Genomic DNA, 13,552 nt, shown 5'->3' on the forward strand with positions numbered 1-13,552 from the left:
GATGGCGGAAACCTAGGTGTGCGCCACCACACCAGTCCAGGCGGTTGAGCAAGACTTAGGGTCTCAACTCTGTCACAAGCAGGCGAGATGACTCGGGAGGACGCCGGTGCGCGTGCTGTTGGTCGAGGACGACGACCGCGTCGCGGAAGCGCTGGTCCCGGCGCTGACCCGACGTGGTTTCACGGTAGACCGACAAGCCACCGGTCGGGGGACGCTCGACCGGTTGGCGGGGGTCGACGTGGTGTTGCTGGATCTCGGTCTGCCGGACGTGGACGGGGTCACCCTGTGCCGCGGCATCCGGGCCGCGAGCGATGTCGCGATCATCGTGGTGTCGGCGCGCGGGGAGATCGACGACCGGATTCTCGGTCTGCACGCCGGTGCGGACGACTACCTGGTCAAGCCGTACGACGTGGGCGAGCTGGTGGCGCGGGTGCACGCGGTGCGGCGGCGGCGCGGCGACCCGGTCGGGGTCGGCGTCGCGGGCACCGAGGTGTTCGAGACGGCCGACGTGCGGGTGGACCTGGCCCGTCACGAGGTCACCGTGGCGGGTGAACCGGTGGCGCTGTCGCGCAAGGAGTTCCAGGTGCTGGCGCTGGTGATGGCCGCCGGCGGCGCGGTGTGCACCCGGGAGCGCATCCTGGCGGAGGTGTGGGGCCGGACCTGGGCCGGCGCGAACCGGACGCTGGACGTGCACGTGGCCACCCTGCGCACCAAACTGGGCCGGCCGGCGCTGCTGGAGACGGTGCGCGGCGTCGGCTACCGGCTGAGCTCGATCGGGGGCTGAGTGCGATCACGGCTGCTGGGCATCGTGCTCACCCTCGTGGTGGTGGTGCTGGTCGGCATGGGCGTGCCGCTCGGGCGCGGGGTCGCGGCCGGCGAGCAGCAGGAGATGTTCCTGGACCGGCTGACCGACACCGCCCGGTTCGCGTCCGTCGCGCAGCGCCCGCTGATCGACGACCAACCCGCCGTGCTGGACCGCGAGCTGGCCCGCTACCAGGACCTCTACGGCATCCGGGTAGCGCTGCTGGACCGCTCCGGCAGGGTGGTCGCGGCGTCCGGGTCCGGCATCGACGTGACGTCGGAGCCCGTGCCGGACCTGGTCCGGGGCGCGCTCGCCGGGCGGCAGCCGGTCGCGCCCGACCTGCTGATGCCCTGGGACCGGGAGGACCTGGTGCTGGCCGAGCCGGTGCTGGTGGACGGGGAGGTGCGCGGCGCGGTCGTCACCTTCTCCCCCACCATCAAGACCCGGACCGAGGTGATGTGGTGGTGGGTGCTGCTGCTCGCGGCGAGCCTGCTGGTGCTCGCGCTCGCGGTGCTCGCCGCGTTGCCGCTGGTGCGGTGGACGCTGCGGCCGGTGCACCGGCTGGACGACGCCACCGGAGCGCTGCTGGGCGCGGTGGTGTCCGGCAAGCCGGTGCAGCCGGTCGGGTCCTCGTCCGGGCCGCCCGAGCTGCGGCAGCTCTCCCGCTCGTTCGACCAGATGGCGGCCAACGTCGGTGACGTGCTGGCCGCGCAGCGGGCGTTCGTCGCGGACGCGTCGCACCAGCTCCGCAACCCGCTGACCGCGCTGAAGCTGCGACTGTCCAACCTGGACGGGCACGTGTCGGGGGACGGGGTGGTGCACCAGGGCGCGGCGCTGGACGAGGCGGACCGGCTCAACCGGATTCTGGACGAGCTGCTGGCCATGGCCCGCGCCGGCTCGCCGTCGGTCGACCCGGTCGAGGTGGACGTGGACCGGGCGGTCGCCGGGCGGCTCTCGGCGTGGCAGCCGGCCGCCGCCGCGCGCTCGGTGCACCTGGTGCTCGACGGCGAGCCCGGCGGCCGGGTGCTGGTCCCGCCGCGCGGGGTGGAGGCCGTGCTGGACGCGCTGCTGGACAACGCCCTGAAGTTCGCGCCGGACGACACGCTGGTGCTGGTCGACGTGCGGCGGCGGGACGGGCTGGTGCGCCTGTCGGTGCGCGACGAGGGCCCCGGGCTGGCCCCGGACGAGCTGGAACGGGCCACCGACCGGTTCTGGCGCTCCCCCGCGCACCAGAACATCCAGGGGTCCGGGCTGGGGCTGGCGATCGTGCGGCAGATCGTGGAGCGGGTGGCCGGCGAGGTGCTGCTGAGCCTGCCCGAGGACGGCGGGCTGCGGGTCACCGTGACGTTCCCGGCGGCCGGCTAGGGCCTGTCCCCGGGTTTCGGCGGCGGGTCGCGGTCCGGGGGTGCGCCCTAGACCTTCACGTCGCGGTAGTAGTTCTTCGCGCCGGGGTGCAGCGGCAGCGGGGTGGTCTCGATCGCCGACCTGACCTCGATCGACCGGGCCACCGGGCTGACCGCCACCAGCTCCGGCTGCGCCCGGAACAGCCCGCCCAGCAGGGCTTCGGCCACGTCCTCCGGCATCGAGTCGGTGACCAGCAGGAAGTTGCGGACGACGAGGGTGGTGACCGGTGTGGCGACCGGGCCGCCGGGCAGCTCGTAGGCCGAGGCGGGCAGCGTCGCCGACCCGTACACGGGGTAGAGCCGGCGCAGGGTGGGCAGCACGTCGCCCAGGTCCAGCATCCGCAGCTTGACGGTGGTGGCGAGGGTCGTGACGCCCGCGGTCGGCACGCCGCCGGACCAGAAGAACGCGTCCAGCGCGCCGGCCCGCATCGCGTCCGTGGTCGCGTTCAGGTCCAGGTACCGGGGCTCCAGGTCCTCGGTCGGCGAGAGGTCGGCCGAGCGCAACAGCCGTTCGGCGATCAGCTTCACGCCGGAGTCGCGCGCGCCGAGCGAGACCCGCAGGCCCTTCAGGTCGGCGAGCTTGGTGGCCGGGAGGTCGTCGCGCACGGCGAGCTGGAGGTAGTCGTCGTGCATCCGGGCCAGCGCGTACAGGCGGTGACCGCCGGTGTTGGACTGCGCCTCCTCCGCGGCGTCGGCCGCCGAGAACCCCACCTGCGCCTGACCGGTGCGCAGTCGTTCCAGGTTGTCCACCGACCCGGCGGTGGCCACGACCTGCGGGCGCGGGATGCCCGGGTCGCGCGTCCACGCGTCCGCGAGGGCGGTGCTCAGCTTGTGGTAGACGCCCGTGTCGCTGCCCGCCACCATGGTGAGCTTGACCTGGTCGAAGTCGTCACCGCACGCGGTCACCGACAGCGCGGCCAGGGCCAGCACGGCCCCGGCGGCGTGCACTCTGAACAGCGTTACCGACACGACCGCATCGTCGCACGTCCAGGGCGTGCGACGGACCCGGTGGACGGAGTTCGCCGGGCCGGACCGACGCCGGTGGGCCGGGGTGGTCGGCCGGAGCGCCTACCATGCTCGGTGGACACCAGAGCGTCATCCACGCACGGCGTGCGGCCGTCGGACCACCTCGCACCACGGAGTGATCTCCCTTTGGACAGCAGTGATGACCTCATGGCGACCGTGGCCTCCACCGGCCACTGACCAGGGGATATGGTGACTACGTGAGCGCGTTGCAGGTCCCGAGGACCTTCCAGATCCGCACGTTCGGGTGTCAGATGAACGTGCACGACTCCGAGCGCCTCGCCGGGATGCTCGAAGACGCGGGCTACACGCCCGTGGAAAGCGACGCGGCTCCCGACGTGGTGGTGTTCAACACCTGCGCGGTGCGGGAGAACGCGGACAACAAGCTGTACGGCACGCTCGGGCACCTCGCGCCGGCCAAGACCGCGAACCCGGACATGCAGATCGCGGTGGGCGGCTGCCTCGCGCAGAAGGACCAGGGCGAGATCGTCAAGCGCGCCCCGTGGGTCGACGTGGTGTTCGGCACGCACAACATCGGGTCGCTGCCGGTGCTGCTGGAGCGCGCGCGGCACAACCGGGAGGCCCAGGTCGAGATCCTCGACTCGCTGGAGACGTTCCCGTCCACGCTGCCCGCGCGCCGGGACTCGGCCTACTCCGGCTGGGTGTCGGTGTCGGTCGGCTGCAACAACACCTGCACGTTCTGCATCGTCCCGTCGCTGCGCGGCAAGGAGAAGGACCGCCGGCCCGGCGACGTGCTCGCCGAGGTGCGGGCGCTGGTGGACGAGGGCGTGCTGGAGGTGACGCTGCTCGGGCAGAACGTCAACTCGTACGGCGTCGAGTTCGGCGACCGGTTCGCGTTCGGCAAGCTGCTGCGCGCGGCGGGCGGCATCGAGGGCCTGGAGCGCATCCGGTTCACCTCCCCGCACCCGAAGGACTTCACCGACGACGTCATCGCGGCGATGGCCGAGACGCCCGCCGTGTGCCACCAGTTGCACATGCCGCTCCAGTCGGGCTCGGACCGCCTGCTCAAGCGGATGCGCCGGTCCTACCGGTCGGCGAAGTACCTGTCGATCCTGGACGACGTGCGCCGCGCCATGCCCGACGCGGCCATCACCACCGACATCATCGTCGGCTTCCCCGGTGAGACCGAGGAGGACTTCCAGGCCACCCTGGACGTGGTGCGCGAGTCGCGGTTCTCCAGCGCCTTCACCTTCCAGTACTCCAAGCGGCCCGGCACCCCGGCGGCGGAGCTGCCCGACCAGCTCCCCAAGCAGGTCGTGCAGGAGCGCTACGACCGGCTGGTCACGCTGGTCAACGAGCTCGCCTGGGAGCAGAACACGCTCCAGGTCGGCCGCGTGGTGGAGCTGCTGGTCGCGAGCGGCGAGGGCCGCAAGGACGCCGAGACGCACCGGATGTCGGGTCGCGCGCGAGACGGCAGGCTCGTCCACTTCGCGCCCGGCGACGCCCGCATCCGCCCGGGTGACGTCGTGGAGACGGTCGTGACCTACGCCGCGCCGCACAACCTGATCGCGGACGGCGCGATCCTGTCCCACCGCCGCACCAAGGCGGGTGACCGCTCGGAGGCCGGTATCAAGCCCAAGACGCCAGGTGTCACCCTCGGACTCCCGAAGTTCGGCACCCCGGAGCCGCTCCCGGCCGCCGTCGGCGGGTGCGCGGTCGGATGATGAGCGACGAACGCGACGACCTGACCGAGCTGCGGGCCGAGATCAACGAGGTGGGCCGCTCGGCCGCCAAGCGCTTCGACCCGGGTCGCGGTGCGCTGACCATCGCGGTGGCGGTGTCGGCGATCCTGGTCTCGATGGTCCTGCCGTGGGACGGCGGGCGGAACGGCCTGGACGTGCTGCTGGGCGAGGCGCGGGCCATCCCCAAGGTGTTCGCCCACGCCGCCCTGGCCGGGGGTGTGCTGCTGTCCGCGGTGACCCTGCTGGCGCGCCGGTGGGCGTTGGCGTGGGTCTCCTCGTTGGCGCTGTTCGTGGCGTCGGTGAGCGGCGTCCTGTCCATCTGGACGACCCAGACGACCACCGGCCACCAGCCGGGGGAAGGCCCCGGCGCGGGACTGGTCGTGGCGGTCGTCGCGGTGGTCCTGCTCCTGGTCAAGTGGCTGCGCATCGCCGCTTCCCGGCCGCCGATCAACTGAAGCCGGCGGCGGCGGTCGGCCGGGCGTCGCCCGCGGGTTGCCCACGCGGAACAGCCCGGTCCGGGGAGTCCCCGGACCGGGCTGTTCCGCTGTCGTGACTAACGCGAGGCCACGGCCTGTTCGGCTGCCGCGAGCCACTCGCGCCACTGCTGGGCCTGGGCCTCGGCCTGCTCCGCGCGGCGCTTGTCGCCGGCGGCGCGGGCCTTCTCGGCCTGGGCCTCGAACTGCTCCACGCGCTCGCGGAACTGGGCCACGCGGGCCTCGGCCTCCGGGTCGGACTTGCGCCACTGGGCGTCGACCGCGCCGCGCACCCGCTCCTCGATGGTGCGGAGCTTGCCCTCCAGCTCGCGGACCCGCTCGCGCGGCACCTTGCCGACCGCGTCCCAGCGCTCCTGGATCTTGTAGAGCTGCTGGCGGGCGGTCTCCAGGTCGTGCGAGGGGTCGATGTGCTCGGCCTCGGCGAGCAGCTCCTCCTTGAGCTTCGCGTTGGTCGCGAACTCCGCGTCGCGCTCCGAGAACGCCTCGGACCGCTTGGCGAAGAAGGCGTCCTGCGCGGCCCGGAAGCGCTGCCACAGGGCGTCGTCGGCCTCCTTGGGCGCACGCCCGGCGGCCTTCCACTCGACCATCAGGTCCTTGTAGCGGCCGGCGGTGGGGCCCCAGTCGTCGGACTCGACGAGCTTCTCGGCCTCCTCCACGAGTTCCTGCTTGCGGGACTTGGCCACGCCGCGCTGGCGGTCCAGGTCGGCGAAGTGCGAGCCCCGCCGCCGGTTGAACGCGTCCCGCGCCTTGGAGAACCGCCGCCAGAGCTGCTCGTCGGTCTTCCGGTCGACGCCCCGGATGGTCTTCCACTCGTCCAGGACCTGCCGCAGCCGGTCGCCCGCCGCCTTCCACTGGGTGGACTCGTTGGCCAGTACCTCGATCTCCTCCACCAGCTCCAGCTTCCGCGCGCCCGCCGCGGCACGGGCCTCGTCCTTGGCCGCCTTCGCCGCCTCCAGGCCCTCCTCGGCCTTGGCCAGCACGTGCTCGACCCGGGCGGCCAGGGCCGCCAGGTCACCGACCACGGCCGCCTCCGCCAGGCTCTCCTGGACGTGCTTCGCGCTGGTCAGCGCGTGCTTCGGGTCACCGGCCCCGGACGACAGCCGGGTCACCAGCAGCTCGACCTCGGTGCGGATGTCGTCGAACCGGCGCGCGAAGTGCGCCAGGCCCTCGGCGGGCTCGCCCGCCTGCCAGGAACCGACGACCCGCTCCCCGTCCGCCGTCTTGACGTAGACGGTGCCGTCCGCGTCCACGCGCCCCCAGCGGTCAGGGTGGTCCGACGCCACGGGGACCGGCGGAGGCGTGCTGCTTACCGCCCGCGTCTCCTCGACCACTGCCCCCGTACCACTGTCGCCAGTGGCTTCCGGTGTCGTCTCGTGCTCCGTCATCGCCGGCTTCCTCCTCGCCTGCCCACTTCGTGGTGCCCGTGCCGACCACGGGCGCCCCGCCGATGGCGGGGCCCAGCACCCGGGTACCGCGACGCTTCAGACAGTGCCCAGTACCCCGCGCGCATTCAAACAGGTCAAGGCTCACATCGGTACCGGTGGTGGCCGATGAGTAGCGTGGGTCGCCATGATCTCGCGTGTCGCCGTGGTGCCGCACCCTCCTCTGCTCGTGCCGGAACTGGTCTCCGGAGCCGTCGCGGAAACCGCCGCCGTGCGGACCGCGTGCCTTGCCGCGGCACGGGAGCTCGCCGCCCACGACGTGGACTGGACGGCCGTCGCGGTCGACCCCTCCGGGCCCCGGACCTTGGCCGACAGCGCCGGATCGTTCCGGGGGTTCGGGGTGGACGTGCCGGTCGCGCTCTCCGGGCGGCCGTCCTCTGTGGATCCCTCGCTGCCGCTGCCCGCCCTGGTGGCGGGGTGGCTGCGGGAGCACGCCGGCGCGCGCTCGGTCCGGCTGCACCTCGTGCCGCCGGACCTGTCCCCGGCGGAGTGCGTCTCATTCGGGTCACAGTTGCCCGGCCGGGCGCTGCTGGTGCTCGGCGACGGGTCCCACCGGCACGGCGAGCGGGCCGTGGGCCGTCCGGACGACCGCGCCGGGCCGTTCGACGAGGCCGTGCGCGCCGCGCTCGCCACGGCCGACGTGGCGGCCCTGCGGTCCCTCGACCCGGCGCTGGCCGACGAGCTGGGCGCGCGGGGGCGGGCCGCCTGGCAGGTGCTGGCGGGCGTGCCCGGCGCGTGGCGGTGCACCCGGTCGGAGCTCCTGGTCCCCTTCGGGGTCGGCTACCACGTGGCCGTCTGGGAGGCTTGACCCCGTGAACGCCCCCGTCGCCGTCGTCGGCCCCACCGCCACCGGCAAGTCCGACCTCGCCGTGCGGCTCGCCGTCGAACTGGGCGGCGAGGTGGTCAACGCCGACTCGATGCAGCTCTACCGGGGCATGGACATCGGCACGGCGAAGGTCACCGCCGAGGAGCGGCGGGGCGTGCCGCACCACCTGCTCGACGTGCTCGACGTGACCGAGCCCGCCTCGGTGGCCGCCTACCAGCGGGACGCCCGCGCGGTGGTCGAGTCGCTGCTGGCCGCCGGCACGGTCCCGGTGCTGGTCGGCGGCTCCGGCCTGTACGTGCAGGCGGTGCTGGACGACCTGGTGTTCCCCGGCACCGACGACCGCATCCGGGGGCAGTTGGAGAACGAGCTGGCGGTGTTCGGCGCGGAGGTCCTGCACGGCAGGCTCGCCCAGCTCGACCCGGCCGCCGCGCTGGCCATCCTGCCCACCAACGGCCGCCGCGTGGTGCGCGCCCTGGAGGTCGTCGAGATGACCGGGCAGCCGTTCTCGGCGACGCTGCCCAAGCCCGGTCCGGCCCGCTACGGCACGGTGCTGGTGGGGCTGGACCGCGAGGTGTCCGAACTGGACGAGCGGGTCGACCGGCGGGTCGACCGGATGTTCCGGGACGGCCTGGTGGACGAGGTGCGGGCGCTGGCGGCGGTCGGGCTGCGGGAGGGCCGCACGGCGTCGCGCGCGCTGGGCTACCAGCAGGTGCTGGCGTCGTTCGACGGCGAGCACGACCTGGCGACCGCCGCCGCCGAGACCGCGCGGGCCACGCGCCGGTTCGTGCGCCGCCAGCGGTCCTGGTTCCGCCGCGACCGGCGGGTCACCTGGTTCGACGCGGGCTCGGACGGGCTGGTCGCCGACGTGCTCGCGCTGGTCGCGAAGTAGCCTGGCCGGGTGGGAGTCGAGTTTCTGAAGGGTCACGGCACCGAGAACGACTTCGTGGTGCTGCCGGACCCGGACAGCCTGGTGGACCTGACCGAGTCGCGGGTGCGGGCGCTGTGCGACCGGCAGCGCGGGCTGGGCGCGGACGGGGTGCTGCGGGTCGTGCGGCCCGACTTCGGTCCCTGGTTCATGGACTACCGCAACGCCGACGGGTCGATCGCCGAGATGTGCGGCAACGGCGTGCGGGTGTTCGCCCGCTACCTGGTCGAGGCCGGTCTGGTGCCGCTCGGCGGGTTCGCCGTCGGCACGCGGGCCGGGCAGCGCGAGGTCGTGGCGCACGAGGACGGCTCGGTGACCGTGGACATGGGTCCCGCGCGGATCTCCGGGACCTCGGCGGCGCGGGTCGGCGGCGTGGAGTTCGCCGGGGTCGCGGTGGACGTCGGCAACCCGCACCTGGCGTGCGTGACGACGACGCCCGTGGCGTCCCTGGACCTGCGCGACCAGCCCGAGTACGACCCGGCGGTGTTCCCCCGGGGCGTGAACGTGGAGTTCGTCAACGTGCTGGGCGACGGGGCGCTGCGGATGCGGGTCCACGAGCGCGGCGTAGGCGAGACCCGGTCGTGCGGCACGGGCACGGTCGCGACCGTCGCGGCGTGGCTGCACGGCACCGGTCGGCGCACCGGCAAGGCCACTGTGGACGTCCTCGGTGGACAGGTGTCCGTGGTGGTCGAGGAGGAGACGTCGACCCTCACCGGCCCGGCCGTGCTGCTCGCCCGCGGAGAGCTCGACCAGGCCTGGTGGGACGCCCTCTAGAGCGCGAACACCTCCAGCTTGGCCAGCCGGGCCGCGGCGACCACCTCGGGCTGCGAGGTGGGCGCGGTGCAGCACACGAGCCGGTCCCCCACGACCGCGACGGCGAAGCAGATCTGGCTGGTCTCGACGCGGTGGGTGATCTCGCCGCCTTCGACCACGCGGAACGCGTAAGGCTGCAACGCGGGCGCGACCCACACGCCGCCCTCGCCGTCGACGGCGATGCCGTCCGGGGCGATGAAGTGCTCTCGCAGCGCGGCCCAGACGCGCCGGTTCGACAGCGTCCCGTCCGGGGCCACGTCGAACGCCGTCAGCCCGAACGCGAGCGTCTCGGCGACGATCAGGACGTCCGGTCGTCCGCCGCCACCGGGCAGCAGTCCCATGCCGTTGGGGAACTTCAGGTCGTCGGCGGCGACGGACACCGACCCGTCGGGCTGGACGAGCGCCAGGGGCGTGCCCGGCGCGACCCAGTCGGGTTGGGACATCGGCCCCTCGCCGCCCGCCGCGATCGCCGCGTGCAGGTCGAAGCCGAAGTTGCCCACGTACGCGCGGCCCCGGGCGTCGACCAGCATGTCGTTGGCGTGGAACGTGGCGATGCCGTTCAGGTCGGCGTGCCGGACGAGCTCGCCGCCGTCGAGCCGGCGGACCGTGCGGTCCTCCATCGACACCACGAGCAGGCGTCCGTCGGGGAGCCAGCCCAGCCCGGACGGCCGGCCCGGGACGGTGCAGACCACCTCCTGGTGGCCGGTGTCGAGGTCGAGCGCCCGCACCTCGTGGTCGTAGAAGTCGGAGTAGTAGAGCCGGCCGTCCGGTCCGCGCCGAGGTCCTTCGCCGAACCGGAGACCCTCGCGCACCACGGTGGTGTCAACCATGGTGCGCGACGGTAGTGATCACTTGACGGGTTCCGCATCGCCCGCAGTGGTGACGGGGTCGTGCGCGGTGCGCAACGGCGAGAACACGACCCACACGGGCGATATGGCGCGCCCGATCAAGGCGACCCACAGCGTGGCCAGGACGCCGACCTGCGTCCCGAGCAGACCGCCCGCCAGGCCACCCAGCGGCAGCGCGCCCCACACGACGAACCGGATCGAGGCGTTCATCCGGCCGAGCAGGTGGTCCGGGCAGATCGCCTGCCGGTAGCTGACCTGCGCGATGTTGTAGACGATCGCCCCGTACGCCAGGAACAGGTCCGCGACCACGACGAACGCCAGCCGCCAGCCGTCGCCGGCGAGCGGCAGCAGCAGCCCGAACGGCTGGGTGACCAGCAGCGACAGCCAGATCACCCGGATCTGGCCCCACCTCCGGTGCCACCGGTGCACGGTCAGCGCGCCGAGCACGCTGCCCAGGCCGGCCGAGCCGAGCAGCAGCCCGATCACGCCGTCGGACAGGCCGAGGTCGCGCGCCAGGAACAGCACCAGCACGGCCAGCGAGACGCCGTCGAAGAAGTTCGCGGTCCCGGTCGTGCCGACGATCGCCCGCAACGACCGGTTGCCGAACACGAACCGCAGGCCCTCGGCGATCTCCGAGACCAGGCCCGTCCGGTCCGCCGCACGCGGTGCGGGCTCCTCGGTCCGGATTCGCAGCAGGAACAGCGCCGAGCACACGTAGCCGACGCCGGTCGCCAGGATGCCGTTGGCCATGCCGACGAACTGCGCCACGCCGCCGGCGGCGGCCGGTCCGGACACCGCGGCCATGGAGTGGCTCGCGGTGAGCTTCGAGTTGCCCTCGACCAGTTGGTCCCGCCCCACCAGCGAGGGCAGGTAGGACTGGTAGGCGACGTCGAACATCACCGTGGCCGCGCCGACCAGCAGGGCGACCACGACGAGGTGGGCGAACGTGAGCGTGCCCAGCCACCAGGCGACCGGGATGGACAGCATCAGCGCCGCGCGCACGAAGTCCGCGGTGAGCATCAGCGGGCGGCGGCGCACGCGGTCCACCCACACCCCGGCGGGCAGGCCGATGAGCAGGAAGGCCGCGGTGTTCGCCGCGGTCAGCAGGCCCATCTCCAGCGGGGTGGCGGCCAGCGCGCCGGCGGCGAGCAGCGGCAGCGCGGTCCGGCCGATGGTCGAGCCGAACTGGGAGATGGTGTCGCCCACCCACAGCAGGCGGAAGTCTCGGTGATGCCGGAGGGACACGCCGAGGAGTGTGGCCGAAGTGATTGGAAAGTGTCAATCACTTATCCTGGCACCATGCACCGCCGCCCGGCCACGGAGGCCGAAGCCGCCGCCCTCGCCTCGGCCGTGCGGCTGCGCATCATCCGCCTGACCCACGACCGCGCGCTGACCAACAAGGAGATCGCGCACCGGCTCGACCGCGACCCCGCCACCACGCTCCACCACGTGCGCAAACTCGTCGCCACGGGTTTCCTGGAGGCCCAGCCGGCGCGGACCGGCAACCGGGGTGCCCGCGAGATCCCGTACCTGTCCACCGGGCTGTCGTGGCGGCTGTCCGGCGGCTTCGGCGCGACGAAGGGGCAGGCGGTGCTGGAGGCGTACCTGGCCGAGGTCGCCGAGGTCGACCCCGCCCGGCTCAACCAGACCCGGCTCGTCGTCCGGGTCGACCCGGCGGAACTAAACCGGCGGCTCCGTTCGTTGTTCGATGAGCTGGCCGCCGAGCCGGACGACCCCTCGGGGGAGCGCGTGGCGCTCTACCTCGCGATCTACCCGGGGGATTAACTACTCGGCGACAGCGCCTGGACGTGCGACGATAAGAGGCAAATGACGGAAAACACGCACAACAGCAACGACTGGCTCGACCACGACGCCGAGCTGTCCACCGGTGAGCTCGCCCTCGCCGAACGAGCCGCGCTGCGCCGCGTCTCGGGCTTGTCCACCGAGCTCCAGGACGTCACCGAGGTCGAGTACCGGCAGCTCCGCCTGGAGCGCGTCGTGCTGGTCGGCGTGTGGACCGAAGGCACCGCCGCCGACTCCGACGCCTCGCTGGCCGAACTGGCGCTGCTCGCCCAGACGGCGGGCTCCGAGGTGCTCGAAGGGCTCGTGCAGCGGCGCGACCGGCCCGACCCGGCCACCTACATCGGCTCCGGCAAGGTCGCCGAGCTGCGCGACATCGTGATCTCGACCGGCGCGGACACGGTGATCTGCGACGGCGAGCTCTCCCCCGGCCAGCTCCGGCAGTTGGAGGAGAAGCTCAAGGTCAAGGTCGTCGACCGCACGGCGCTGATCCTCGACATCTTCGCCCAGCACGCCTCCTCCAAGGAGGGCAAGGCGCAGGTGGAGCTGGCGCAGTTGCAGTACCTGCTGCCCCGCCTGCGGGGCTGGGGCGAGTCGCTGTCCCGGCAGGCCGGTGGCCGCGCGGGCGGCGGCAACGGCGGCGTGGGTCTGCGCGGCCCCGGTGAGACGAAGCTCGAAACCGACCGCCGGCGCATCCGCGCCCGGATCTCCAAGCTGCGCCGGCAGATCGTCGGGATGAGCGTCATCCGGGACACCAAGCGCGGTGCCCGGGTCGCCAACGCGGTGCCCAACGTGGCCATCGCCGGCTACACCAACGCGGGCAAGTCCAGCCTGCTCAACGCCCTGACCGGGGCGGGTGTGCTGGTGGAGGACGCGCTCTTCGCCACCCTCGACCCGACGACCAGGCGCAGCCAGACGCCGGAGGGCCTGCCGTACACGCTGACCGACACGGTCGGTTTCGTCCGGCACCTGCCCCACCAGCTCGTGGAGGCGTTCCGGTCGACGTTGGAAGAGGTCGCGGACGCGGACCTGCTGGTCCACGTCGTCGACGGCGCGGACGGGATGCCGGAGAAGCAGGTCACGGCCGTGCGCGAGGTGATCTCCGAGATCAGCGAGCGCCGGGACGACCCGATGCCGGCCGAACTCCTCGTGGTGAACAAGGTCGACGCGGTGGGCGAGCTCGGCCTGGCCCGGCTGCGGCACCTGTTCCCCACGGCCGTCCTGGTGTCCGCGCGCACCGGCGAGGGCATCGAGGAGCTGCGGGAGCGCATCGCCTCCCTCATCCCGCGACCCGAGGTCGTGGTGGAGGCCCTGGTGCCGTACGCGCGCGGCGAGCTCGTCGCCCGCATCCACCGCGAGGGCGAGATCATCAAGGAGCGGCACACCGAGGAGGGCACCGAGCTCAGCGCCCGGGTCCGCCCGGACCTCGCCGGTGCGCTGGAGCAGTTCGCCGTGAACGGAAGCCGCACCTGA

13 protein-coding genes are annotated in these 13,552 nt (G+C 73.1%); 9 read left to right on the forward strand and 4 right to left on the reverse strand.

Annotated features, from left to right (window positions below; translation table 11 throughout):
- Positions 1-106 precede the first annotated feature (106 nt).
- Together AB0G01_RS09105 and AB0G01_RS09110 are read left to right on the forward strand one after the other, a co-directional pair.
- Positions 107-784, forward strand: coding sequence for a response regulator transcription factor (locus AB0G01_RS09105; protein ID WP_360941553.1), 678 nt, complete (start codon positions 107-109; stop codon positions 782-784).
- Positions 785-2,167: an ATP-binding protein gene (locus tag AB0G01_RS09110; protein ID WP_360941556.1), complete on the forward strand. Its 1,383-nt coding sequence runs from the start codon at positions 785-787 to the stop codon at positions 2,165-2,167.
- A gap of 47 nt (positions 2,168-2,214) precedes the next feature.
- On the opposite strand, the gene AB0G01_RS09115 is transcribed toward AB0G01_RS09110, so the two are convergent.
- Complete coding sequence (locus AB0G01_RS09115; protein WP_360941559.1) at positions 2,215-3,174, reverse strand: TAXI family TRAP transporter solute-binding subunit; 960 nt, start codon at positions 3,172-3,174, stop codon at positions 2,215-2,217.
- Positions 3,175-3,428: 254 nt separating this feature from the next.
- On the opposite strand from AB0G01_RS09115, the gene miaB reads away from it, so the two are divergent.
- Positions 3,429-4,913, forward strand: coding sequence for a tRNA (N6-isopentenyl adenosine(37)-C2)-methylthiotransferase MiaB (gene miaB, locus AB0G01_RS09120; protein WP_360941562.1), 1,485 nt, complete (start codon positions 3,429-3,431; stop codon positions 4,911-4,913).
- Complete coding sequence (locus tag AB0G01_RS09125; RefSeq protein WP_360941565.1) at positions 4,913-5,386, forward strand: hypothetical protein; 474 nt, start codon at positions 4,913-4,915, stop codon at positions 5,384-5,386. The genes miaB and AB0G01_RS09125 overlap by 1 nt, the downstream gene beginning before the upstream one ends.
- A gap of 98 nt (positions 5,387-5,484) precedes the next feature.
- Here AB0G01_RS09125 and AB0G01_RS09130 read toward each other — a convergent pair whose 3' ends face one another.
- Complete coding sequence (locus AB0G01_RS09130) at positions 5,485-6,810, reverse strand: DUF349 domain-containing protein (protein ID WP_360941568.1); 1,326 nt, start codon at positions 6,808-6,810, stop codon at positions 5,485-5,487.
- Positions 6,811-6,994: 184 nt separating this feature from the next.
- Between AB0G01_RS09130 and AB0G01_RS09135 the strand changes: the two genes are divergently transcribed.
- The 3 genes from AB0G01_RS09135 to dapF are packed head-to-tail and all read left to right on the forward strand — an operon-like array spanning position 6,995 to position 9,392.
- Positions 6,995-7,675, forward strand: a complete 681-nt coding sequence (locus AB0G01_RS09135; protein ID WP_360941571.1) for a class III extradiol dioxygenase subunit B-like domain-containing protein — start codon at positions 6,995-6,997, stop codon at positions 7,673-7,675.
- 4 nt (positions 7,676-7,679) lie between these two features.
- The gene (miaA, locus tag AB0G01_RS09140) at positions 7,680-8,582 is read left to right on the forward strand and encodes a tRNA (adenosine(37)-N6)-dimethylallyltransferase MiaA (protein WP_360941574.1); all 903 of its coding nucleotides are present in this window, start codon (positions 7,680-7,682) and stop codon (positions 8,580-8,582) included.
- Between the two features lie 9 nt (positions 8,583-8,591).
- The gene (gene dapF / locus AB0G01_RS09145) at positions 8,592-9,392 is read left to right on the forward strand and encodes a diaminopimelate epimerase (RefSeq protein ID WP_360941577.1); all 801 of its coding nucleotides are present in this window, start codon (positions 8,592-8,594) and stop codon (positions 9,390-9,392) included.
- Here the strand turns inward: dapF and AB0G01_RS09150 are convergent.
- Positions 9,389-10,261: an SMP-30/gluconolactonase/LRE family protein gene (locus tag AB0G01_RS09150; protein WP_360941580.1), complete on the reverse strand. Its 873-nt coding sequence runs from the start codon at positions 10,259-10,261 to the stop codon at positions 9,389-9,391. The genes dapF and AB0G01_RS09150 overlap by 4 nt on opposite strands.
- An 18-nt stretch (positions 10,262-10,279) precedes the next feature.
- A complete protein-coding gene (locus AB0G01_RS09155) occupies positions 10,280-11,524 on the reverse strand; it encodes an MFS transporter (protein WP_360941583.1) in 1,245 nt (414 codons plus the stop codon).
- 54 nt (positions 11,525-11,578) lie between these two features.
- On the opposite strand from AB0G01_RS09155, the gene AB0G01_RS09160 reads away from it, so the two are divergent.
- A complete protein-coding gene (locus AB0G01_RS09160; protein WP_360941586.1) occupies positions 11,579-12,064 on the forward strand; it encodes a winged helix-turn-helix domain-containing protein in 486 nt (161 codons plus the stop codon).
- Positions 12,065-12,106: 42 nt separating this feature from the next.
- Positions 12,107-13,552: a GTPase HflX gene (gene hflX / locus AB0G01_RS09165; RefSeq protein WP_360941589.1), complete on the forward strand. Its 1,446-nt coding sequence runs from the start codon at positions 12,107-12,109 to the stop codon at positions 13,550-13,552.

Source organism: Actinosynnema sp. NPDC023587 (genome assembly GCF_040640215.1).
Taxonomy (GTDB): Bacteria; Actinomycetota; Actinomycetes; order Mycobacteriales; family Pseudonocardiaceae; genus Actinosynnema.